A 23886-nucleotide genomic window follows, 5' to 3' on the forward strand; every position below is an offset into this window, starting at 1 on the left:
GACTGCTTGTTACTTGGAACTCTTTATTTAAGTGTAGCTGCAATACCTACGTTATAGAGTTAATATAGTGTATTTTTTTATATGTATCGTTTGGATGAAAGAGAGAAGTGCTTGAAGAGTAGTTCTCTTTTTTATTAAGTTTTTGAAACAGCGCATTATGTACATATAGTAAAGGAGTAGAAGATTAGTAGGCATGGAGAGAAATCTTTATGTCCTTTTTTATGAGGATTTTTAATTTTTAAAATATATTGCAAGAAATAATTTACAATTTGTAAAAAATAAATTACAATTATCTAAAGAGGTGTTACTATTGTTGCATAATAAAATTGTAGTTTGTCGAGCAGAAAAAGGTTGGACCCAAGAAGAACTGGCAACAAGAGTGGGAGTTAGTCGTCAAACTATCGCTACTCTTGAAAAGAATAAATATAACCCTTCTCTAATTCTTGCCTTTAAAATCGCAAATGCATTTGAAAAGCCGTTAACCGACGTATTTGATTATCTAGAGGAGTGATACATATGTTGTTGTTAAAAATTTTATTATTTGGTTTAATAGTGATAAGTAAGATGTATGTAATAAAATTTCAATCAAGTGATGAAGCAAATGACGAACGAGGAAGAGAAATTCTATATAAAACAAATAATGTTTTGTACAATATTCTATATTTGGGTATCCTTGCTATTATTGTTTTACAATTAATTGATATTATTCCTTTGAAATTTCTACCTGACTTGTTATTATATTTTGCACTTTCATTAAGTGTGTTAGGCAGTATTTTTATATTTATCAACAGAAACAGTAAAAATTACTAATACGAGTTAAGTGTTTAATCTTGTTCTGTTAGTTGATTAAACAAAATGTTTTTTAGTAAGCTACATAAAATAATCAATCTTTTTCATAAAAATTTAAGGAAGCCAAAAGAACCCCACACATTTTAATCAAAATGTGTGGGGTTCTTCTTTTTATAGAATAAATATTTGTAGCAATACTTTGTTCAAATTCTAATTAAAACTAAAATCCACCTTTTCTATTATCAATTTTTTAAGTGTGAAATATCTCTATTTAATTAAACAAACTAGTACTTTAAGGGCTTTAATTTAAACAATCAATATAACCTTATATCATCTTGTTGATGAAATTCATTGTGAGCAGAGAAAAAGTAATTCCATTACATCAATTGTTATTGGAGCTATACTTAGTATATATTTGCTACTATTTGTAATTAGATTGTACAAAGGTAGAAGAACTTTCATTTTTAAGCAAGAGAAGAAATCCTACATCGGATTAGTAGTTAGTACATTTTTACTTATTATTACTGCTATCCTCGTTTTTTGTGTTGCCTATTTGTGGAGAGTTTTCAGCTTGAATTCCGGTAATACAATAAATTTTATTGGTATGGATTATAACATTATTAATTAGTGGATTTTTCCCGGAAATTAGAAGTAATAAAAAACAACGTATGAAAATAAAAGATTTAACATCAAAATTTACATGTATGTAATGTTAAAGGCTAGAAAGCTAGATTGGCGTGAATCGCTAATTGTGGTTTGCAAAAAACGACAAAATCTCTTAAAAAACAATTAACTTTTAACGTCATCTATCTTTACAATCCCTCCTTATAATGTGAAGTGGACAAGCACCTAAGAGAAAACAAAACATGTCAGTTTATACATTTTATTATTAAGGGGAGAATTTGTATGAAAAAGACAGTTGCTTCGTTAGCAGTTATGGCGGCATTATTGCCGACGTTTTCAGCACATGCGGAAGGGAAAGAGCAAGTTCGAAAATCAGCTACAACTTTTAACGTTATTAGTGATATTCAAGGGGATTTAGGAGACTTTGATCATGTGTTAAAAGATATGAACAAAGTGACACCACTTTCTAGAGCGCTTATTATGAATGGGGATATAACGCCAACTGGACAGCAGTCACAATACGATGATGTAAAGCGCGTACTAAACAAAAATAAGCATCCAGAGAATGTATGGTCAACTGTTGGGAATCATGAATTTTATGCTGGTAAATGGACAGCTGATGGGAAGCTATCTCAAAGTACATGGCCAAATGGTGTAACGGAAGAAACGCTATTCAACCGCTACTTGCAATTTAGCGGGCAAGAAAAGGTATATCATAAAAAAGAATTAGACGGTTATCCGCTTTTATTTTTAGGAACTGAAAAATATATGAAATACCATGATTCAAAAATGTGGGATGAAGTATTTATGAGTGATGAGCAACTAGGTTGGTTAAAACAAAATTTAGAAGAATATAGTCAAAAAGATAAAAATAAGCCAATCTTCATTTTCTCTCATCACGTTTTACCTGATACAGTATCTGGATCGAGACAATCACCGTACTTACAAGATTATTTAAACGTCGATAAGTTATACGATATATTAAAAGACTATCCGCAAGTTGTTTTCTTCACGAGTCACACGCATTGGGATTTAAACTTACCAGATTGGGCTGGTAAAAAGAAAATTGCAGGCGGAGATGAAAAAGGATTTACTGTTGTAAATACGGGCGGAATTGAAACGGGCTGGATGTCAGCCGGACCAAATGGTGGAGAGAAGACTGCTCCTGATGGCTATTCGTTTAAACAAGGTCTACAAGTGAAAGCATACGGTAATGATGTAATTGTAACAGCTTACGATTATAAACGTGATAAGGATATAAAGAAACTATTAATTAGTGATGCGAAGGCCGCACAAATGGCACCAAATGTAACGGCAGATGATAGTAAAAATATAATCGTCGGTGCAACGGAGTATATGGAGTACTCTATAGAAGGATCAAGTGAGTGGAATTCGTATAATCCAGGGAATCCACCAAAATTTGATGGGGACAAAATTGTATACGTACGACATAAAGGCGAAATGAATTTAGAACCAGGATTAACGCAGCTACTTCAATTTTCGACAAATAAGTGATTGGAAGATGGCCTACTTTTTAATGAGTGGGTCTTTTTATGATGTCGTTTTTGTCAGTAAGTCGATATGTTCTGTCGAATCGTCGATATATTGAAAAAATCGTTGATATATTTCAAGTTATGAACGATATATTTGAAAAACCGTCGATATAAATTTCATATACCGTAATATGGTTAAAATCATTATTATAATTTCATGTACCGTATTGAAGATAAAACCTTTAATACAATTCCATTCACCAAACCGAATTTCAATACATTTTTCCACCAGAAAGATGACTTCATCATTTTTACGTGTAATAATAGTATCGTTACATACATTGTGAAAGAAGTACAAAAGGAGCGTTATTCATGAATTTAGCTAAATTTCCGAGAAAAAAATATACAGAGTCATATACACCAATTGAAAAATTAAACAATTTTTCTGAGGCACTTGGCGGGCCGACTATTTATTTTAAACGAGATGATTTACTTGGTTTAACAGCTGGTGGTAATAAGACAAGAAAGTTAGAGTTTCTAGTTGCGGCTGCACAGGCAAAAGGTGCGGATACGTTAATTACAGCTGGTGGTATTCAGTCAAACCATTGCCGTCTAACACTTGCAGCTGCCGTAAAAGAAAAAATGAAATGTATTCTTGTATTAGAAGAAGGGCTTGAGCCAGAAGAGAAGCGAGACTTTAACGGAAACTATTTCTTATATCATTTACTAGGTGCTGAAAATGTAATTGTTGTACCGAACGGAGCAGATCTTATGGAAGAGATGCATAAAGTCGCGAAAGAAGTTAGTGAAAAAGGTAATACACCATATGTAATACCAGTTGGTGGATCAAATCCTACTGGTGCAATGGGATACGTTGCTTGTGCGCAAGAAATAATGACACAATCATTTGATCAAGGAATTGATTTCAGTTCAGTCGTTTGCGTAAGCGGTAGCGGCGGTATGCACGCTGGTTTAATTACTGGTTTTTCTGGAACACAAAGTAACATTCCTGTAATCGGAATTAACGTAAGTAGAGGAAAAGCAGAACAAGAAGAGAAAGTAGCAAAACTTGTAGAGGAAACGGCAGCTCACGTTGGTATTCCGAACTTTATCTCACGCGAAGCTGTTACATGCTTTGATGAATATGTAGGACCAGGTTACGCTTTACCAACGCCAGAAATGGTGGAAGCAGTTCAATTACTTGCGAAAACAGAAGGTATTTTACTCGATCCAGTGTATACAGGTAAAGCAGTAGCGGGACTAATCGACTTAATTAAAAAAGGTACATTTAATAAAGAAGACAACATTTTATTCGTACATTCAGGTGGTTCACCAGCTTTATATGCGAATACATCTTTATTTGCGTAAGTGTAAAAAAGCATTGGGTATCCAGTGCTTTTTTGTTATATAATGGAATTATTAGGGTGAGGGGGAAGTATATGAGTTCAACCTTACAATGGATTATATACACGGTACTCGGCATTTCTAGTTTACTAATTTCATTTGTGGCGTATGGGATTTATTTGTATTTCACTTAAGTGAAATGGTAACCAAACTAAAGGAAAAATAAAATGATTGCTGTGTTACATAGAGTAAAACATAAACCGATAATGGCTAACATTTTCTTCTCAGATCGGCTATAAAAAGAGAGGACTGCTAATATGATCGCTATAATAGCGGAAGCTAATATGAAGTAGGCGAAAGGCACAACATATTCTACCCCAACTCTGTCTAAAATAGGTGTGAAGAGAAAGAGATTAATAGTAACGAATATACTTACAATGAGAAACGTATAACTCTTCCAAGTGTATGTTTTTACCTGCATGTACCGCACTCCTTCCTCTTTACTGTTTATATTTCTAAGTTTAAATTGATTACCTTTATTTTACAAATTAAAATATTTTGTATTGAAAAGAGGGTATTTATATGAGAGTTAGAAATTGGTTTCTTGTTTTTATTTGCATCTGCATATTCATAATAACCGGCTGTTCAAATACAGTAGGAAATGAAGATCAAACAATCAAAGTGCAAAAACATGTAGATGATAAATATGAAGTTTTGAGGGAAGTTACAGATAATAACGAAGTGTTGCAAGTAAAAAAATATTAAACGATACTAATTTTGAAAATAAAATAGTGGAAATGTCTCGTTCAGCTGATTATCACTTTATTTTTCAATTTAAAAATCCGAAAATAGAGGCGAAAGCTGTGTTGTATCAAATTTGGGTAAGCCCTAATAAGGATAAAGCGGAAATCATCTCGGGGGATAATCAGTACGCTCAATTAGAAGGAAAACATGCAGCGACTTTGTTGCGGATTGTTACAGGGGAGAGGTTAGCTGAATAAACGTATATGGGTTATAGAAATTCAGTTCGTATTTTTCATTTTGAGAGATAATTAGTTTTCAACAATAATAACTATATATTTATATTGGAATAAATATTGAGAATCGGATAAAATGGAAATTGACTTGATGTGCATGAATCTGCCAATGGATAATAGAGCTAGGAAATATATTGTTTTTATAAAGATTCGATGTTATGTTTAATTTTCTTAATATAATATTTCGCTTATATAGGAGTGGCTATTTGAAGAAGTTAATAGTATTAGTTTTATTGGTTACATGCTGTCTCACTATAGCAGGATGTTCTAATAATAGGATTGCAACAAAGGATGAGTCTAAAACTTCAATACCTGTAAAGATTAAACGTATTAATAAAGCGTGGTACAAACATATATAATAGTTTAAAGAATCTTAAGATTGTTGATGATAAAGATTATAAGGTGAAATTAGTTAGGCCAATAGTAGAGCTTGTGAAACCTGGTGAAAAGCGGGAAGCATAGTTCGCATTTAAATTAATAAAATATTCACCAAAAAGAGTCTACATGTAGAACCTTTTTATGGATATTTTTCATAAATAGGAGGCATTCTATGTTGCCTGCCTTTAACTTGAACCTTCTAATAATTATTTTACTAAGTTAAATATCACCCTTCAAAATTCGGGAAATGCGGAGGCACGTAATAACTCGATTGGCGTGGTCTTTTTTCACTTTATCTACCATGTTTATATATCTTTTTATTAAAAAATCTAACTTTAATAGATTAAATGAGATGAAATCTGGAAAAAACAATGAAATTTCAGGGGAAATAAGGTACACTATTCAATGGTTTTGGTTTAAAATCAATTGACGTTTATGTATACGGGGGAAAGATTGATGAACAATAATTCAGTAAATGAATCTGTTGAAGAAGTTGAGAACAAACGGGTAAGATCAAAAAAACGTTTTACAAACTGGAAGCTAATCGCTGTGGGTGGCGGTGTAATTGCACTACTTATTGGGGGATTGAGTTATTATCAAGCAACTCACTTCAATTCAAATGTTACAATTAACGATACAAATGTTGGTGGTTTGAGCGCTGATCAGGCAATACAGAAATTAAAAACGTCTGGGCTAGCAAATAAAGTCTATATTGATCAACAAGAAATTTTAGATGAACAAGATACAAAAACGGAACTGACGGAAAAAGATTTGCCACAAGTTAAGAAACTATTAAAAAGCCAGTGGACATTTTTCCCTTCTGCAAAGGAAAAAGATTATTCCTTGCTGCCGAAAGAAGTAGATCAGTATCGTAGTGAAACGATGAAAAAACTTGTAGAAGAAAAGCTTGTTTCTATGAATGAAAAATTAAAAGCGCCTCAAGATGCTATGGCGAAGCTTGAACAAGGAAAAGTTGTTATTTCGAAGAGCGTTGATGGAAAACAGTATGACGTAACGAATCTATTAAAAGATTACGATAAACAGAAGCATAAAAGCGAAATTCATCTAAAGTCTGCATACATACAGCCTATTAAAGAAGATGATCCAATTATTAAAAAAGAAGAGAAAGCATTACAAAATCTTCTGACGCAGTCTGTTGATTATAAAGTGCAGGATGAAATGTATTCATTAAAAGCAAAAGATTTAATTCAAAATGCTACTATGTCAAAGGATATGAAAGTAACAATCGATGCGAGCGACATTAAGAATAAAGTTGCTGAAATTAATAAGGCAAAATCTACATTACATAAAGACTTCGCTTTTAAAACACATTCTGGCTCAGTTATTTCAGTCAAGGGACAAGGATACGGCTGGGCACTAGATGTGGAAAAAGAAACAAAACAAGTTCAACAAGCCTTTGAGAAAGGCGAAAAATCGATTGCTGCTTCTAATATTCACGGGAATGGTTGGGAGAAGGAAGGGATCGGTTATAAAACAACATCGAATAATGGCATCGGAGACACATATGCAGAAGTATCCATTGCAGATCAACAAATTTGGATTTATAAAGATGGGAAATTAGTTGTCACAACAAATGTAGTAACGGGTAAACATAGCACGGGTGAAGATACATCACCAGGTGTATGGTACGTATTATATAAACGAACTCCATACACGCTGAGAGGAAACGCAGTAGGGAAAGCTGATTATGCAGTGAAAGTAGATTACTGGGTTCCATTCACAAATAGCGGTCAAGGATTCCATGATGCCGGTTGGCGAAAAGACTGGGGAAATAATGCCTATTTAACAGGGGGATCTGGTGGGTGTGTAAACCTTATGCCTAACGTTGCAAAAACTGTGTATGATAGTTTGAACACGTATGATCCAGTTATTGTGTACTAAAATATAGCTACGTATCAAGAAATAAATAAAGCGAGAAATCTTACTTGATGGTATAGGAAAAAACACCTCTTGAATTTGCATAGAAGTATGTAAATTCAATGGAGGTGTTTTTATTTGAAAACAAGAGTTCATTGCTTATAAGAAACAAAGTAAGAAGAGGTTGAGATGAAGTAACAGGTATTCCAAAAGTCAATAAAATTGACATTGAATATCATTTTCACTTATTATGGAATCATTGCATTTAATTAGACATGACTTTTTATTCATATAATAGATTGCTAATAAGTGTCCCATTTAAGAATTAAAACGTAGGAAAGGGAATATAAAAATGAACTGGAAAAAAGGCGGATTATGGATTATTATTTTTTTCATTGTAAAAGGTACGATTTCTACATTGTTAATCGTCACAGGTGCTAAATATTTTGATTTATCATTTATGCAACTTTTCGTACTAATACTGGTCTTATTACTGATTTCTCTCATAAGCCGAAAATTGTTGTATAGACATAAACAAAACAAAAAGCAAAAAGAGCTAAATATATAATGAAGCCCCAGAGACCTTTGGATTTCTGGGGTTTTATTTATTCAATAGTGAGTTTTGGAACCGCGATACAAATGATACACGCCATCAGTTTTACTGGTTATAAATCAAAAATGTGATAATTTTATTGAATAAATAGAAAACACTGTTCTTTTTCTTTTATTTCATTTAATATCAATAAGGGCACCAAAAAAATAGATAGGGGTGCTAGAATGTACGGTATTATTAATTATGAAGTGTTTTTATTAACAGGGATTCTACTAAATCTAATTCCTGGTGCAGACACTATGTATATTGTGGGGAGAAGTATTTCGCAAGGTAGAAAAGCAGGTGTGTATTCTGTTTTTGGTATTATTACTGGTTCTTTAGTTCATACGTTATTGGTTGCTTTTGGTTTATCTATTATACTTACAAAATCCATTGTGTTATTTAACACCATTAAGGTTATAGGTGTTATTTATCTCGTATATTTAGGAATGAAAATGATACTTGATAAGACCAATGTAGTTTTTCAAGCCTCATCCAATAAATTGAACATTGGAAAGATATACTTACAAGGACTTTTAACAAGTCTTACAAATCCCAAAGTCTCTTTATTCTTTATTGCGTTTCTTCCGCAATTTATAGATACAAAGGCTTCAGGTCCTATGCCTTTTATCATTTTAGGAATTACTTTTACAGTAACTGGACTATTATGGTGTTTATTTGTTGCTTTTTTCTCTTCATATGTCACGAAAAAATTAAGAGGAAATCAAAAGGTAGGAATGATTCTAAATAAAGTAACAGGAATCATTTTTATTGGTATGGGGTTAAAATTGCTTCAAACGAAGGCTCCACAATAAACCTGAATCATATAAAAATGCCCCCCATTCAAGAGATGTTACCTCGGATGTAAGCTAATTTCTATATACTAACAAGTCCCTTCAAAATTGGAAGGGGCTTTTTGTTTTATTAAAAATTTATCCCACATCAACTGCCCGTAAAAGCCCGCTTGGTGAGGGATGATTAAAGTTTCACTTTATTTCATCGTGCAAGATCTATTTTTAATCAATTGTGATGTATTATATGTGTCCTCCAATGACAAGGTTAAATTCGTTCAGTTTTTCATCGTAACTTCGTTATCTTGCTGTTACATTCCAAAATACGTACAACAGCGTGCCTTCAAGGTTATACTGATGCTGGAGGTGATTCAAGGTGACATACGATTGGAAAATGAGTTCGAAATATTTTTCGGAATTTGATTTTTTCATTAGTCAGAAAGCTTTTGGGTCCTAATAGTAAACATCAATTCTTCATTTTGAAACTAAAATCGTTGTTATATTAGGTTTCAAATTTTATGTGGTACAGACATTAGTTGAAAGATAGGTTTTGCCTGCTCTGACTTATATCGTAAATTTAATAATTTATAAAGATGGATTTAACGGGGGGGATATTATGAAAGATAGCAAACATTTTAATTTTCATAAGCTTTGGCTAGGACAGTCTATAAGTTTGCTAGGTACTCAGTTCACAATAGTGGCTTTGCCACTTTTTGCATTAGAGGTACTACAAATAAGTGAGGCGAATGCTGCTATGCTTCGTGGGGTTATATTCGTCCCGTACCTAATTTTCGGGTTAGTAGCCGGTGCTTTAATAGACATTTTTCGTAGGAAAAATGTCTTGCTAATTTGTAGTATATGTCAAGGAGTATTGTTTTTATCAGTATTTATAATGACTGTAACAAATATTATAACGTTCCCCTTATTGGTATTTATCATGTTTTTAAATGGAATATTCACCACATTTTACAACATCGCCATTCCTTCTTTCTTACCAGAAATAGTAACAGATAAAGATCAGTTAAAAAAAGGAAATGCTCAACTAGCACTTTCGGAGTCTCTTTCTATAGTAATTGGTCCTATGCTAGCTGGAATCGTCATTACTTTAGTTGGATTGACAGGCTCATTCACTGTTGATGCAGTAACGTATTTTGTTTGTTTTATATTTGTATTATTCATCTCAAAGTTTAAACCGCATACAGAAGGTTCTTTAAAAGATGTAAATTTAAAATCCATATACCAAAATATACATGAAGGTTTGATATATTTCAAAAAACACCCTATATTGGAGCCGATTGTAACGTGTGGTGCTGTTTACGGTTTTTTTAAATACATATTAAATAGCATTTTAGTAATATTCCTTTATAAGGTAATGGGGCTATCTGAAATTGAAATAGGGTTTGTTGTAGGCTCAGCAGCAGTGGGATTTTTAATAGGTAATACGGTTCTCATGAAAAAAAGTCAACAAATTAATAATACAAAAATGCTTATTTATAGCGCTACTGTATCAGTTACCGGTTTGGCTTTTATACCGATAATGGGATATATGGGATCAGTTTACGGTATAGTAGCCGCAAGTATCATACATGGTATGGGGGAAGGTGTATTTGGCCCTTACGCTGCAACTATACGACAACTTGTCTCACCAAATCATATGCTAGGCCGAGTAAATGCTGTACAGCGCACGCTTAATTGGGGAGCTTGGGCATTAGGAAGTTTTGCTAGTGCATTTTTAATTTCTATATTTGGGCTCCAAACTACTTTATTTATAGGAGGTTTCGGAACAACATTGTGTTTAGTGGCGTTGTTAAGACGAGGTGTATCAAAAGGAACTGACATTGAATATACGAGTTCATTTTAGAGGAGATGATTATGATGCATAAGGTATTAAAAGGAACTGACATAGAAAATAAACCACACATTTTATTTATAGCGGGATGGACAAAGCCTATACAAGATGCATTAGACAGTGGATATACTGTTTCGTATATAGGATCTTACGCTAAACACATATATTTTGATGGGGCTATCTTAGAAAAATGTTTCTATAAAAAAGAAATAGACACAACAAACATACCTTTGTCTATATACTATGCTGAAGTATTATTTAAAGAGAAACCTTTTGATGTGGTTGTATCTTTCAACGAAACAGCATTAGATACGGCTTGCATAATTGCAAAGATTTTTAATGTTAAAGGGTCTTCTTATAATGCTAATATGATAACCCGAAATAAAGATATGATGCGTGAAATTCTAGCAGATAAAGACTTTTCGATAGATTCGATAGTTTGCAATAACATTGAAGACATTAATGAATTTTTGAACAAAAAAGATAGTGTTATAATAAAGCCGCCGATTGGGGCAGGTGGTAAAGGTGTATGTAAGCTAGACAAGGGTGATGACGTAGGGATATTTATCGAAGAAAATGGAATTCAACTACCTGTTTTAGCGGAAGAGTACATTGAAGGTGATGTAGTTTATACGGTTGAAACCGTTACTTATAACAAAAAACATTCTATATTAGCTATATCAGCTGAAGTATTTGAAGAAGATACATTTATAATAAACTATACGATTATGCCGGCACCTTTAGATGAATCTCAAAAACAGTTAATTATGGAAAAAGTAATGTTATTTTTGGACGACATGCAAATGGAAAATGGCATTACTCATACAGAAATAAAGGTAGATAAACATAATAAGCCAATAATCATAGAGTCTCAAGTTAGAATAGGTGGCGGCAACATCTGGAAGATGGTGGAACTAACAACCGGTATATCTCAATTCGGATACTATTATGAGGCGTTAGCTACTGAGACTTTAGATGAATTTAGATGTGTACCTTCAAAATGTCAAGCTATGTCTTTAAGTCTGATTCCAAAGCCAGGTTGCATAAAAGAAATCAAGTATAAAGAGTTAGCTAACACATCCGAGATCGTATTAATTGATCTATTAGTAAAAGAGGGCGATATCATACCAACTATTGTAGACAGTACTCAACGTAAGGGGAGTATATTATTTACGGCTAATGATTTAGAACATATGTATGAAGTTGCAGAGAAAATATGTGACAATATAACGTTTGTTTATCAGGATTTATCAGAATGGAAACCTTCTTTAAAAAATATATGTAAAAAGAAATGTAGAAAATGACTGGTCCATATAATAAAGGACAATTTAAAACACATGTGTATGTTAATCAACAATTGGATAAGAGTGAGGCTAATGTATTAGCTAAAGCTATATTTTTCGATGAAAATGGCAAGTTTATATAACGAGTCCTTCAATGGTAATTACAATTAGCCGAATTTTATCCTTAGTGGGATAAAACTCGGCTTTTTTGTATTGAAATATGCCTAGCGTGTTTTTTTTTCGTGGCGGTACCCCATGTCCATCAAGCTAATAGTTTGATGCCCCCAAAACAAAAAATTTGTCTCTTCACAGTTAGTTGTTTATGAAAATAAAGTTCATTTTTTGTGTTTGGATATTCGCTTTTCTTAGCTTGATGGCAATGTGGCTCTACCCCTTATAAACCGTACAAAAATCTTTCAAATAGCTTTAACTTGCACAATGCTTCCCGTTAATATAATACGCTGATTCTGTGAAAACCGTAAATACAACCTCTACTTCTGGAATTCCAAAATCCTTTACATATGTAGTAATGGCCTTGGCAAATCGATCACGAATTTCCTGTCCACGCTCGAACCATTTCACTTCAATAAGAGGAAACGCTTCTATTTCTTCTCCATTGAATACAAACGTAGAACTTGGTAGTTCGAACGTAAAATTATCCGTACCACACTCACAAATCTCTGCGAGCTCTTCTACTAATGGCTTGCTTATGCGTTTTAATTGTTCAGTAGTAATTCCACGAAATACAACATGTGGCATATGAATCCCTCCGTTAGATAGCTTTATATTTGCTCACATCATAACACAATTTATTTTACTGCACTAACATCTATTGGTATATTTCAATGACATTTTTAAGAACGATAATTTTGTGTTTTGTACAGCACCGAGGTTCATCCTGTTTTACCGATCCAGATGAAAAGTTAAGTTATACTTATGCAATGAACAAAGAGAACTTGCACTAAGAAAAGCTCTTATACGGTTGCCTCTGAAAAAATGAAAATACGTAAATAGTTGGAAATATTTTTATGCTGTAAGGTTTTTAACTATGAATATTGGAATAGATATTAAGTATTCAACAGTTCAAATAAAACGAGTCATCTTTTTATTTTAAGAAAAAGATGACTCGTTTTATGCTAAAATTCACTTATTGTATATTTTCGTTAAAATGTGGGTGGGCCCCCTTTTAGCAAAACCGGAGTGGAAATGATGAGTATAAACAGTTTTGTGGGATTGATAAAGGATGAATTATTAAAAGAGGTAAGCATAAGAAGTGAGGATGAATTCGAGCCTGTAGTAGTTCAAGATATTCCTAGACTTTGGAAGTGTTTAGGGATGGGTAATTATGCCGCAGTATTTATGCATCAAGAATACAAAGATTGGGTAGTGAAAGTTTACGCGCGAGAAGGAGAAGGAATTGAAAAAGAGTCAGAAGTATACCGAAGAATCGGAAACCATCCTTCTTATTCGAAGCTTATATATAAAGGAGAAAATTTCATAGTATTGAAACGGTTAAAAGAAATTACCTTATACGATGCTATTCATAAGGGGATTAAAATTCCTAAGCAGGTGATTCTTGATATTAATGAAGCTTTAGAGTATGCAAGAGAACAAGGATTAACTCCTTGTGACGTTCACGGGAAAAATGTGATGATGGAAAACGGAAGAGGGTATGTAGTCGATGTATCTGACTTCTTAAAAACAAAAGAAGATAGTAAGTGGAGAGACCTAGAAAAGGCATATTTTACATTTTATTTGCCTCTTATTTATAAATTTCCTTTCCCTATTAAAATACCATATTTTATGTTAAACATTGTTAGACATTCGTATAGAAAATATAAGAAGCTTAAAATGAAATTCAATTTGTAAAAGGACCACATACTTATCTTTAGGTTAGATAGGTGAACCACTAGTAAACAAAAGGACCGTACATTTTAGATATGTCTAATATGTACGGTCCTACTTTTATAACATCATGAAGTAATCAGTAAGCTTTACCTTTCTTTTTTCACGCAATTACTTATTTTCTTCCTCAAACCTTCTATTCTTTTTCTTGTTTATTTCGCAAGAATTGATGCGTTATTTGAGCTCTGTATGGTTATACAGTGTGGTTTTACTACTCCGGATTCTATTTGCTACACTCTTGAAGTTAATTATATTTTTCGACGTACAAAATAAAAAGCTAAGGACCCCATAATTACAGGTGCAACGAAGTCAAAGAAATGCGAAAAATTAAAAGGAAAAAGAACAAGAAATGGTATAATTGTATAGAGAACTGCTTGTCCTATAAATACAGGGATTCCAAATTGAAATTCTCTACATCGCTTGATTTTCCTGTATAACACTTCCCCGATTAGACAAGCTATAAGAGCTGGTATACTACCATAAGTGAAGATCGTTTTAATGAATTCTAGTACAACGTTCGGGTGAATAAAGCTAGGATGAGAAATATATGAAATCAAGAACCATCCAAAAATAAAAGCAAACAGACTTGCAGCATAACTAATTACAAATTTTATCAACGTAATCATCCTCACAGTTTTCTAATGATAACTCTATTATATGACATTAAATCCTATTATTGGTAGAAAGAAAAAAGCGGATCCCTACTCTAAAAAGCATCCACTCATCCTTCTATACTTGTTTTATTTTCTTTGCTCTAGCAAACTTCCAAAAAGCTGCAAGTAGTATGAGCAGCGGTATTCCCTGAATAAAGAGAAATCCTCCAAAAAAATAAAGTGCACGACTAACTAGAGGAGGGGCTGTTGCCGACTCACCCGCAAAATAAGCTCCATAATTAGCCGCCACACCTGCATAATCAGCTATCCCACCTATAAGAAAAGCCGCTGGACTTATGATTAAATTTATCCCTAAACAGATCATTATTGAAGATAGGTTTTTAGCCTTGATTTTTGGTGAAACAGACAAGAAAAATAAGAATATTGCAGTGCCGTTTATAAGAAGTAGTGTTATTACAAAAAAAATCCCCATAATATCCCTCCATGATTTTAATTGTACCATCAGCAGGACAACTTTGTGTAAATTTGGATGAATAGGGTCTTCATGTGAGGTTAACGAAACGTCTCATTAACAGTAGTCAATGATGCATATAATTTTCGTTTTTGCTTTCTTATCTGAGCTGGATAGCGGTGGGGTGAGTCATAAATTGTGAAACACACTCTTAAGTTATTTAATATGAAAAAATGAAATTCTCCTCCCGCAATTCATTCAAATTGGCCAATCATCGCATCTTTTGAATAAAATTAAGCAACACAATTAACCATCCTATGCAAGAAAGTTGGGCTAGTTAATCGCATATGTTTTATGGAAGGGATGTGATTGACTATGGAACGGCCGAATTGGGGAATTGGAGGATTAGTATTCGTTGGCTGCATGTTTCTTGGCGGAGGAGTAGGGTCTATGTTAGGGAATGCCCAAACAGGATGGCTAATAGGAATGGGAGCTGGATTTCTTGGGATGGCTTTAACGAGACTGATTAGAAAGTAATATAACCGGATTCTGCTTCCGGTAAATAAGGAAATATGTATGTAATACATGGCATAATAGCTTTATAAATTATAGTTAGAACCTTCTCTTTTCTAAATTTCTCCATACATAGATATGATTCTCGAGTTGGAGTATGGCACCTTAGGGTGTTTTTTTATGCTTTTTAAAAATGCCTTACCATATAATAGACTTCGTTAGATTCCGATAATCTTTTTTGTAATAGTATAGATTCATTACCGTTTCAGACTTAAGTATTCATTCATAACCTAACAGTAAAAGGGGGGATGATTCAAGATATGGCGTTTAATGATGAATTAATTTGTCAACAGTTTGCAAGAATTATCGGTGGTCAAGAAGGATTCGCCGGTGGGAAATGTGTGGCAACAATAAATCGGGATGAAATACAAGCAACTATTTTAGGAAAACGTTTTAGAGTAACAACTTCTTTCTCGTTTGAATCACGAGATAATAAAACTGGACGAGCATTATGTCTAGGACGTATAGCGCTCTTGCAGAAGGAAGTCAATGGATTTGTTGCTACAATTATTAAACAAGGAATAATCGTTTCGTCTATACACAATGAGTGGTTATGTGATGATCCAAATTTGATTTACGTTAATATTGAAGATGTTGATGATCCGCTAAGTTTTGCAAGGAAAGTTAGAAGAGCGTTATGTAGTTAACCGATTTTTTTAGTTAAATGTGCAATAGAAAAGGATCTTCAATCGAAAGATCCTTTTATGCATAAGATGAATGTTTTTCCTTTTGTTTCATTAATTAAGTCTAATTGACTAGCAAACGAACGTAATTTCTGTGCACGAATCGATATAATAATCTTCGCTTTTATCCCGCATTAACGGGCAGTAAGATTCCCGCCTTAAAATTCGGCTGGAGCAAAGAAGTCAGGTGGGAGATTAATTGCCCGTAAATGCCCGATTGGTTCAACTAATAATCAGTGGGGGATGAACAAAACCCCCGCTGATTAAAGTTTTACTTTATTATAGAGTCAGTCTTTTAGTAGAAATTACATATATACGACAAATTGTGACAAAGAAATACATATACTTTTGTTATGCTATGAAAGTTATTGATTTGTAATGTATATATAGGAGGATTTTTAAATGTTAAAGAAATTGTTATTATGTGTACTTATGAGCTTGTGTGTAATGGCTTTAAGTGCTTGTAAAGGTGATGAAGAAAAAGTAAAAGTAGCATCAGATGAGCAAAAAATAGATGAAGATAAAAAAGTAGCGGAGGAAGAAAAACGTAAGCAAGAAGAGCAACAAAGAGCAGAAGAAGAGAAGCGTAAGCAAGAAGAGCAACAAAGAGCAGAAGAAGAGAAGCGTAAGCAAGAAGAGCAACAAAGAGCAGAAGAAGAGAAGCGTAAGCAAGAAGAGCAGCAAAGAGTAGAAGAAAAACGTAAACAACAAGAGCAGAAGACGCAGCAACAACAGTCAATACAGCAAGAGAGAACACAAAAACAAGAAAAAACAACACAAGTAACTGGTGGGAAACCAACAAGATCACAAATTTCAGTTGGTTCACATGTAGTTATTCAATTAGATAATGATTATAGTAAAACTGTAAGTGGCGTTGTAAAAGACATTTTGACACATAGTGAAACACATACATATGGCATTAAAGTTCGATTACAGGATGGACAAATTGGCCGTGTTCAAAGTGTTAATTAGTGAAAAAAGATTTGACTACTTTTCAAAGAAATAAACACTACAAAAAACCGGTTCTTTCGTAAAGGAATCGGTTTTTTATCATTTGATAAGGAAGGGAAACGAACTTGGAGGGAGTACTGGAACCATACAATACATACATTGAGGGGCATGTTTGAGTTATGGATCTATCCTTCCGTTCTAATGAACTAAAAGAAGAACTTCCCCATACCGATTAGACTACTAAGCATTCCGATTCCATTCATGGTGCCTTTTCCTAATGTAAGTAAGTTTCCAAACATTCCTGGCTGACCGTTATTCCCCCATCCCATAGGACTTACCTGTCCTCCCCATCCTGGAGGATTTCCAAAAACACCCCAGTTATTATTGGTATTAAATTTAAAAGCTTTAGCTGGTGGCGATAGTAAAGCGGCGAGATGACCTTGTGCGAACATCCCTGCATGATTGAATGGTTGGGCCCAGGGTAAGGGAGGTTTTTGGAAATTACCTACATGGCCTTGTAATGGCGTCCAATTAGCGGGATGTCCTTGTGGCATCATCCCTGCATAATGGATTGGCTGACCTAAAGAGAAGGGAGGAGTTTGAGGATTGAAACCCGTATAATAGGCTGGCGAATCCCAACCAAATGGATAGCCTCGACAACTCCAATTCTTAGGAATCTTCAAATCATTCATTCCCTCAGCCTTAGTGATTTGGGGCTGTAAATATAATGATGAAATTGCAATTTGGTTCGTATATTGCTCACTGTTGCCCTGTAAATTCAAATACCAACATTGGTACATAAGTTTATTCCCCTCACTTTAAAAATGTAATGTTAGACTTAGCCTATGTAATATTCCTTTTTATGGATGGTTACATAACTAGATTTACAAGCCTGTATTTAAAGGAATAGGTGTATGGTCTTGTTGATTTATCCTACTATTTGTGGACAATAAGACAACTCCACCTTAAAATGTAACCTAATTTAATTTCCGTTAACAAACGCGTTTATGAGCGTTTGATCAATAAAAAAGATTTTCAGATGTAACGTTGAGCAAGTAGAATTGCTAAAAAGAGAATATCCAGTTGAAGAGTTTGGCAAAATACTGCAAGGACAATATATTCTTGTGCAGGTATGCAAACGATTTAAACAAATCAATGGAATTTACAATGAAGGGGCAAATGAATATATGAGTGAAACATTACATAAAAGACAACCACCATATTTAATGCTTGTAATCCTTTTTATTGGAGCATTTGTTTCATTTCTAAATAACTCGCTTTTAAATGTAGCCTTGCCATCAATAATGAAGGATTTAGACATTCAAGATTATTCAACGATCCAGTGGCTGTCTACAGGGTATATGCTTGTAAGTGGTATATTAATTCCGGCATCAGCATTTTTAATAACCCGTTTCTCGAATAGGAGCTTATTTATTACATCTATGTTGATTTTTATTCTTGGTACGGGCTTAGCGGCTTTAGCACCGAACTTTGGTTTATTATTGACTGGCCGAATGGTTCAAGCAGCAGGTTCTTCGGTCATGGGGCCTTTATTAATGAATATTATGCTAGTAAGTTTTCCGAGAGAAAAAAGGGGAACGGCAATGGGGATTTTTGGGTTAGTTATGATTACAGCCCCAGCAATTGGACCAACACTATCAGGCTATATTGTAGAGTATTATGACTGGCGTTTGCTTTTTGAAATGATATTACCGTTAGCAATCATTAGCTTACTGTTAGGGATTTGGAAATCGGAAAATGTCATGAAGCAAAATAAAAATGCAAAACTTGATTATCTCTCATTATTATTATCTTCTGTCGGTTTTGGCGGTTTGTTATATGGATTCAGTTCTGCAAGTTCCGATGGTTGGACGAATAAAGTTGTTTTAACAACTTTATTGGTAGGCGCTATTGCCCTAATTGCTTTCATTATACGTCAATTAAAAATGAATGAACCGCTATTGGATTTACGTGTTTACAAGTACCCAATGTTTGCACTTGCGTCTGTAATTGCAATTGTCAACGCAGTGGCCATGTTTTCGGGTATGATTTTAACACCAGCTTATGTACAAAATGTTCGCGGTATTTCACCGCTAAGCTCTGGGCTGATGATGCTTCCAGGTGCGGTAATAATGGGGATTATGTCACCAATTACAGGTAAACTATTTGATAAATATGGCCCTCGTATTCTTGGTATAGTAGGACTTTCCATTACAGCCGTTTCAACTTATATGCTGGCAAACCTGCAACTCGACTCTAGTCACACGCATATTATTCTTATTTATACACTGCGGATGTTTGGGATGGCAATGGTGATGATGCCGCTTATGACAAATGGCCTTAATCAATTGCCAACTCGCTTAAATCCGCACGGTACAGCTGTTAATAATACAGCTCAACAAGTATCCGGTTCAATCGGTACGGCTATTCTTGTTACGATTATGAATTCTGTAACAAAAACAAAAGCTGAAAGTCTAATGGCTGATGTAGATCCAACAACCTTCACAGAAGCTACGAAGGCAATGTTAACTCAGAAGGCTTTATTATCAGGAATTCAATATTCGTTCTATGTAGCGCTTGGCATGAATATTGTTGCACTACTATTAGTTTTTTTCGTTAAACGTGTAGATACAAGTGCGGAAGCTGTCGAGAGGTTAAATCGGTAGAGGAAAATAAATCTTTAGATCATGATTCTTATAAGTTTTTACTGTTTAGTTAGACTATGAAGAAATGCGAATTTCTGTTGCTAAGGCGCTGGTCTTTAAAGCTGGAAAAGAACCACTGAAATAATTATATATAGTAAAAAGGATCTGATATTCATATCAGATCCTTTTTCATTAGCAACACAGTATACTTATTTACCTTATTTGTTTGAATTGACATGAGAAACTACTGCTTTTTCTAATACTACAACCTTTAGCTTTCAATTTCTGATAAACATTATCATAATACACTTCATTTTCATTTAGTATTTTTTCTGCAAGTTATACATGTAATAACAACAAACAACTTAGATTACCGACCTTATAAGCAATATCATAATCATGAATAGTTAGGGGAAAGATAAATTAAGGTAATTAATTACATATTTTTATCCCAGGCGATTCATTGCTAGCTTCTTTTTATTGAATGGGATATTTTATCCCGCTTTAATGGGCAGTAAGACCCCCACCTCAAAATTTAGCGAAAGCAAAGAAGTTAGGTGGGGGGGCGGGCTGCCCATAAAAGCCCGATTGGTGTGGGCTAATAATCAGGGGGGGATGAAGAAAACCCCCACTGATTAAAGTTTCACTTTATTTCACGTTTTTTGAAAGGGTGTTTTTAATGGATAAAAAAGTATCTGCCATTCCTCAGCCGAAAACATATGGACCGCTGGGGAATCTCCCATTAATCGACAAAGATAAACCGACCTTATCTTTTATCAAGATAGCGGAAGAGTATGGTCCTATTTTTCAAATTCAAACTTTAAGTGATACCATCATTGTCGTTTCTGGACATGAGCTGGTAGCAGAAGTCTGTGATGAAACAAGATTTGATAAAAGTATAGAGGGTGCTTTAGCAAAGGTTCGTGCCTTTGCTGGAGACGGATTATTTACAAGCGAGACTCACGAGCCTAACTGGAAAAAAGCTCATAATATTTTGATGCCTACATTCAGCCAACGGGCAATGAAAGATTACCATGCCATGATGGTCGATATTGCTGTACAACTCGTTCAAAAATGGGCAAGGCTGAATCCGAATGAAAACGTAGATGTTCCAGAGGATATGACTCGCCTTACATTAGATACAATTGGTCTATGTGGTTTTAATTATCGATTTAATAGCTTTTATCGTGAGACGCCTCATCCTTTTATCACGAGCATGAGCCGTGCTCTAGATGAGGCGATGCACCAATTGCAGAGGCTGGATATAGAAGATAAACTCATGTGGAGAACGAAACGTCAATTTCAACATGATATCCAATCCATGTTTTCTTTAGTAGATAATATTATTGCTGAACGTAAAAATAGTGGGAATCAGGAAGAAAATGATTTACTTTCCCGTATGTTAAATGTGCCAGATCCGGAAACTGGTGAAAAATTAGATGATGAAAATATTCGTTTCCAAATTATTACCTTTTTAATAGCTGGGCATGAGACAACAAGTGGATTGTTATCTTTTGCAATCTATTTTTTATTAAAGAATCCAGATAAATTGAAAAAAGCCTATGAAGAAGTAGACCGTGTTTTGACAGATCCTACTCCAACATACCAACAAGTTATGAAACTTAAGTATATACGGATGATTTTAAATGAATCGTTACGTCTATGGCCTACTGCTCCAGCATTCAGTCTCTATGCAAAAGAAGATACAGTGATTGGTGGGAAATATCCAATTAAGAAAGGAGAAGATCGTATTTCTGTTCTTATTCCACAGTTACATAGAGATAAAGACGCGTGGGGAGACAACGTGGAAGAATTCCAACCTGAACGATTTGAAGAGCTGGATAAGGTTCCTCATCACGCTTATAAGCCATTTGGAAATGGTCAACGGGCATGTATCGGTATGCAGTTTGCACTTCATGAAGCCACACTCGTAATGGGAATGCTTCTTCAACATTTTGAATTCATTGATTATCAAGACTATCAGCTGGACGTAAAACAAACATTAACGTTAAAGCCTGGTGATTTTAAAATTAGGATTCTACCCCGAAATCAAACTATTAGCCATACTACTGTTCTTGCGCCTACAGAAGAGAAATTGAAAAACCATGAAACCAAGCAGCAAGTTCAGAAGACTCCTTCTATTATTGGGGCCGATAATCTTTCTCTTCTTGTTTTGTATGGATCGGATACAGGGGTAGCAGAAGGCATTGCAAGAGAACTAGCAGATACAGCTAGTTTAGAAGGTGTTCAAACGGAAGTGGTAGCTCTTAATGATCGAATTGGAAGTCTACCGAAAGAAGGAGCGGTTCTTATTGTAACTTCTTCTTATAATGGAAAGCCGCCAAGTAATGCAGGACAATTTGTGCAGTGGTTGGAAGAATTAAAACCGGATGAGCTAAAAGGTGTTCAATACGCAGTTTTTGGTTGTGGAGATCATAATTGGGCGAGTACTTATCAACGAATTCCAAGATACATTGATGAGCAAATGGCTCAAAAAGGGGCAACAAGATTTTCTAAACGCGGGGAAGCGGATGCAAGTGGTGATTTCGAGGAACAGCTCGAGCAATGGAAACAAAGTATGTGGTCTGATGCGATGAAGGCATTTGGATTGGAACTTAACAAAAACATGGAGAAAGAACGCAGTACTTTGAGTCTGCAATTTGTCAGCCGTCTTGGAGGTTCTCCTCTTGCGCGAACATATGAAGCAGTTTATGCATCTATACTAGAAAATCGTGAACTTCAATCATCTAGCAGTGAAAGAAGCACGCGACATATTGAGATATCTTTGCCAGAAGGCGCTACGTATAAAGAAGGAGACCACCTTGGGGTGCTACCAATTAATAGTGAGAAAAATGTCAACCGAATTTTAAAACGCTTTAGATTAAACGGAAAAGATCAAGTCATATTGAGCGCAAGTGGACGCAGTGTAAATCACATACCTTTAGACAGTCCTGTTAGTTTATTCGACCTTCTTAGTTATAGTGTAGAAGTGCAAGAAGCAGCCACTCGAGCACAAATACGAGAAATGGTGACATTCACAGCATGCCCTCCTCATAAAAAGGAATTGGAATCATTATTGGAAGAGGGAGTTTATCAAGAACAAATATTAAAGAAACGTATTTCAATGTTGGATCTTCTTGAAAAGTATGAGGCTTGTGAAATCCGATTTGAACGTTTTTTAGAACTTCTTCCTGCGCTTAAACCGCGTTACTATTCTATTTCAAGCTCGCCACTCATTGCACAGGATCGTCTGAGCATTACGGTTGGTGTTGTGAATGCGCCTGCATGGAGTGGAGAAGGGACATATGAAGGAGTTGCTTCTAATTATTTAGCTCAGCGTCATAATAAAGATGAGATTATTTGTTTCATTCGAACGCCACAATCAAACTTTCAATTACCTGAAAATCCAGAAACACCAATTATTATGGTTGGACCAGGTACTGGAATTGCACCATTCCGTGGATTCTTACAAGCGCGTCGCGTTCAAAAGCAAAAAGGTATGAAAGTAGGAGAAGCACATCTATACTTTGGTTGTCGTCATCCTGAAAAGGATTATCTCTATCGTACAGAACTAGAAAGTGATGAAAGAGATGGATTAATCTCTTTACACACAGCTTTTTCTCGCCTAGAAGGGCATCCAAAAACATATGTACAGCATATAATAAAACAAGATAGAATCAATTTAATTTCGTTATTAGATAATGGGGCCCATCTTTATATATGTGGTGATGGAAGTAAAATGGCTCCTGACGTAGAAGCTACCCTTTGTCAAGCCTATCAAGAAATTCATGAAGTCAGTGAACAAGAAGCAAGGAATTGGTTGGATCGTGTGCAAGATGAAGGGCGATATGGAAAAGATGTTTGGGCTGGTATATGAATGTTTCTTAATTAGATAAGTAATATGTAACGAATGAACTTCTTTCGAATAAGTGAATAATTTATTTATAAAAATCCCGTATTTTATATTCAATACGGGATTTTCTTATTTTTAATAAGCTGGACTCAT

The 23886-nt window shown here is 34.6% G+C and carries 20 protein-coding genes and 2 pseudogenes; 17 read left to right on the forward strand and 5 right to left on the reverse strand.

What is annotated here, in order from left to right; genetic code table 11:
- Positions 1-310 precede the first annotated feature (310 nt).
- The 5 genes and pseudogenes from Q9B79_RS02735 (at position 311) to cuyA (ending at position 4274) form a co-directional block, all read left to right on the forward strand.
- Positions 311-511, forward strand: coding sequence for a helix-turn-helix transcriptional regulator (locus Q9B79_RS02735; RefSeq protein WP_000903048.1), 201 nt, complete (start codon positions 311-313; stop codon positions 509-511).
- 5 nt (positions 512-516) lie between these two features.
- Positions 517-810 (forward strand): hypothetical protein, encoded by a 294-nt coding sequence (locus Q9B79_RS02740; RefSeq protein ID WP_000925448.1) that lies wholly within the window; start codon positions 517-519, stop codon positions 808-810.
- Positions 811-1144: 334 nt separating this feature from the next.
- Positions 1145-1499, forward strand: a pseudogene (locus Q9B79_RS02745) (penicillin-binding protein); the annotation flags it as partial.
- A gap of 196 nt (positions 1500-1695) precedes the next feature.
- A complete protein-coding gene (locus tag Q9B79_RS02750) occupies positions 1696-2928 on the forward strand; it encodes a DUF4073 domain-containing protein (RefSeq protein ID WP_306182528.1) in 1233 nt (410 codons plus the stop codon).
- Positions 2929-3278: 350 nt separating this feature from the next.
- Positions 3279-4274 (forward strand): D-cysteate sulfo-lyase, encoded by a 996-nt coding sequence (cuyA, locus tag Q9B79_RS02755; protein WP_306182529.1) that lies wholly within the window; start codon positions 3279-3281, stop codon positions 4272-4274.
- A gap of 187 nt (positions 4275-4461) precedes the next feature.
- Here the strand turns inward: cuyA and Q9B79_RS02760 are convergent, their stop codons facing one another.
- The gene (locus Q9B79_RS02760) at positions 4462-4731 is read right to left on the reverse strand and encodes a hypothetical protein (protein ID WP_306182530.1); all 270 of its coding nucleotides are present in this window, start codon (positions 4729-4731) and stop codon (positions 4462-4464) included.
- A 101-nt stretch (positions 4732-4832) separates the two neighbouring features.
- Between Q9B79_RS02760 and Q9B79_RS02765 the strand changes: the two are divergent.
- From Q9B79_RS02765 to Q9B79_RS02790, 6 genes and pseudogenes are all read left to right on the forward strand, one after another.
- Positions 4833-5251: pseudogene (locus Q9B79_RS02765) on the forward strand (hypothetical protein).
- An 870-nt stretch (positions 5252-6121) separates the two neighbouring features.
- Positions 6122-7567, forward strand: coding sequence for a L,D-transpeptidase family protein (locus Q9B79_RS02770; protein WP_306182531.1), 1446 nt, complete (start codon positions 6122-6124; stop codon positions 7565-7567).
- Between the two features lie 328 nt (positions 7568-7895).
- On the forward strand, positions 7896-8111 hold the full coding sequence (locus tag Q9B79_RS02775) for a hypothetical protein (protein ID WP_098671258.1): 216 nt from the start codon (positions 7896-7898) through the stop codon (positions 8109-8111).
- A 209-nt stretch (positions 8112-8320) separates the two neighbouring features.
- Positions 8321-8950, forward strand: coding sequence for a LysE family translocator (locus Q9B79_RS02780; RefSeq protein ID WP_306182532.1), 630 nt, complete (start codon positions 8321-8323; stop codon positions 8948-8950).
- Positions 8951-9542: 592 nt separating this feature from the next.
- A complete protein-coding gene (locus Q9B79_RS02785) occupies positions 9543-10787 on the forward strand; it encodes an MFS transporter (protein ID WP_306182533.1) in 1245 nt (414 codons plus the stop codon).
- Between the two features lie 5 nt (positions 10788-10792).
- Positions 10793-12079, forward strand: coding sequence for an ATP-grasp domain-containing protein (locus Q9B79_RS02790; RefSeq protein ID WP_306182534.1), 1287 nt, complete (start codon positions 10793-10795; stop codon positions 12077-12079).
- 405 nt (positions 12080-12484) lie between these two features.
- Here the strand turns inward: Q9B79_RS02790 and Q9B79_RS02795 are convergent, their stop codons facing one another.
- On the reverse strand, positions 12485-12817 hold the full coding sequence (locus Q9B79_RS02795) for a DUF1904 family protein (RefSeq protein WP_306182535.1): 333 nt from the start codon (positions 12815-12817) through the stop codon (positions 12485-12487).
- Positions 12818-13267: 450 nt separating this feature from the next.
- On the opposite strand from Q9B79_RS02795, the gene Q9B79_RS02800 reads away from it, so the two are divergent.
- Entirely contained in the window at positions 13268-13927 is a 660-nt protein-coding gene (locus tag Q9B79_RS02800; RefSeq protein WP_306182536.1) for a protein kinase family protein, read from the forward strand.
- A gap of 284 nt (positions 13928-14211) precedes the next feature.
- On the opposite strand, the gene Q9B79_RS02805 is transcribed toward Q9B79_RS02800, so the two are convergent.
- Both Q9B79_RS02805 and Q9B79_RS02810 read right to left on the reverse strand, forming a co-directional pair.
- Positions 14212-14589, reverse strand: a complete 378-nt coding sequence (locus Q9B79_RS02805; RefSeq protein ID WP_306182537.1) for a hypothetical protein — start codon at positions 14587-14589, stop codon at positions 14212-14214.
- 103 nt (positions 14590-14692) lie between these two features.
- Positions 14693-15049 (reverse strand): hypothetical protein, encoded by a 357-nt coding sequence (locus Q9B79_RS02810; protein ID WP_242267947.1) that lies wholly within the window; start codon positions 15047-15049, stop codon positions 14693-14695.
- A gap of 354 nt (positions 15050-15403) precedes the next feature.
- Between Q9B79_RS02810 and Q9B79_RS02815 the strand changes: the two genes are divergently transcribed.
- From Q9B79_RS02815 to Q9B79_RS02825, 3 genes are all read left to right on the forward strand, one after another.
- On the forward strand, positions 15404-15565 hold the full coding sequence (locus tag Q9B79_RS02815) for a hypothetical protein (protein ID WP_029442740.1): 162 nt from the start codon (positions 15404-15406) through the stop codon (positions 15563-15565).
- Between the two features lie 296 nt (positions 15566-15861).
- Entirely contained in the window at positions 15862-16248 is a 387-nt protein-coding gene (locus Q9B79_RS02820) for a DUF1259 domain-containing protein (RefSeq protein WP_306183312.1), read from the forward strand.
- A gap of 438 nt (positions 16249-16686) precedes the next feature.
- The gene (locus tag Q9B79_RS02825; protein WP_306182538.1) at positions 16687-17256 is read left to right on the forward strand and encodes a YwbE family protein; all 570 of its coding nucleotides are present in this window, start codon (positions 16687-16689) and stop codon (positions 17254-17256) included.
- A 185-nt stretch (positions 17257-17441) separates the two neighbouring features.
- Here Q9B79_RS02825 and Q9B79_RS02830 read toward each other — a convergent pair whose 3' ends face one another.
- Positions 17442-18035, reverse strand: a complete 594-nt coding sequence (locus Q9B79_RS02830; protein WP_306182539.1) for a hypothetical protein — start codon at positions 18033-18035, stop codon at positions 17442-17444.
- Between the two features lie 387 nt (positions 18036-18422).
- Between Q9B79_RS02830 and Q9B79_RS02835 the strand changes: the two genes are divergently transcribed.
- Entirely contained in the window at positions 18423-19901 is a 1479-nt protein-coding gene (locus tag Q9B79_RS02835; protein WP_306183313.1) for a DHA2 family efflux MFS transporter permease subunit, read from the forward strand.
- Positions 19902-20559: 658 nt separating this feature from the next.
- Positions 20560-23757: a bifunctional P-450/NADPH--P450 reductase gene (gene cypD / locus Q9B79_RS02840; RefSeq protein ID WP_306182540.1), complete on the forward strand. Its 3198-nt coding sequence runs from the start codon at positions 20560-20562 to the stop codon at positions 23755-23757.
- The last annotated feature ends 129 nt before the right edge of the window (positions 23758-23886 follow it).

The organism is Bacillus sp. MHSD_36 (assembly GCF_030757775.1).
Taxonomy (GTDB): Bacteria; Bacillota; Bacilli; order Bacillales; family Bacillaceae_G; genus Bacillus_A.

Bases quoted from the DNA above. Each gene is read 5' to 3' on its own strand.
- Q9B79_RS02740 (WP_000925448.1), top strand. From the start codon at position 517: ATGTTGTTGTTAAAAATTTTATTATTTGGTTTAATAGTGATAAGTAAG.
- Q9B79_RS02750 (WP_306182528.1), top strand. From the start codon at position 1,696: ATGAAAAAGACAGTTGCTTCGTTAGCAGTTATGGCGGCATTATTGCCG.
- cuyA (WP_306182529.1), top strand. From the start codon at position 3,279: ATGAATTTAGCTAAATTTCCGAGAAAAAAATATACAGAGTCATATACA.
- Q9B79_RS02760 (WP_306182530.1), bottom strand. From the start codon at position 4,731: ATGCAGGTAAAAACATACACTTGGAAGAGTTATACGTTTCTCATTGTA.
- Q9B79_RS02770 (WP_306182531.1), top strand. From the start codon at position 6,122: ATGAACAATAATTCAGTAAATGAATCTGTTGAAGAAGTTGAGAACAAA.
- Q9B79_RS02775 (WP_098671258.1), top strand. From the start codon at position 7,896: ATGAACTGGAAAAAAGGCGGATTATGGATTATTATTTTTTTCATTGTA.
- Q9B79_RS02780 (WP_306182532.1), top strand. From the start codon at position 8,321: ATGTACGGTATTATTAATTATGAAGTGTTTTTATTAACAGGGATTCTA.
- Q9B79_RS02785 (WP_306182533.1), top strand. From the start codon at position 9,543: ATGAAAGATAGCAAACATTTTAATTTTCATAAGCTTTGGCTAGGACAG.
- Q9B79_RS02790 (WP_306182534.1), top strand. From the start codon at position 10,793: ATGATTATGATGCATAAGGTATTAAAAGGAACTGACATAGAAAATAAA.
- Q9B79_RS02795 (WP_306182535.1), bottom strand. From the start codon at position 12,817: ATGCCACATGTTGTATTTCGTGGAATTACTACTGAACAATTAAAACGC.
- Q9B79_RS02800 (WP_306182536.1), top strand. From the start codon at position 13,268: ATGAGTATAAACAGTTTTGTGGGATTGATAAAGGATGAATTATTAAAA.
- Q9B79_RS02805 (WP_306182537.1), bottom strand. From the start codon at position 14,589: ATGATTACGTTGATAAAATTTGTAATTAGTTATGCTGCAAGTCTGTTT.
- Q9B79_RS02810 (WP_242267947.1), bottom strand. From the start codon at position 15,049: ATGGGGATTTTTTTTGTAATAACACTACTTCTTATAAACGGCACTGCA.
- Q9B79_RS02815 (WP_029442740.1), top strand. From the start codon at position 15,404: ATGGAACGGCCGAATTGGGGAATTGGAGGATTAGTATTCGTTGGCTGC.
- Q9B79_RS02820 (WP_306183312.1), top strand. From the start codon at position 15,862: ATGGCGTTTAATGATGAATTAATTTGTCAACAGTTTGCAAGAATTATC.
- Q9B79_RS02825 (WP_306182538.1), top strand. From the start codon at position 16,687: ATGTTAAAGAAATTGTTATTATGTGTACTTATGAGCTTGTGTGTAATG.
- Q9B79_RS02830 (WP_306182539.1), bottom strand. From the start codon at position 18,035: ATGTACCAATGTTGGTATTTGAATTTACAGGGCAACAGTGAGCAATAT.
- Q9B79_RS02835 (WP_306183313.1), top strand. From the start codon at position 18,423: ATGAGTGAAACATTACATAAAAGACAACCACCATATTTAATGCTTGTA.
- cypD (WP_306182540.1), top strand. From the start codon at position 20,560: ATGGATAAAAAAGTATCTGCCATTCCTCAGCCGAAAACATATGGACCG.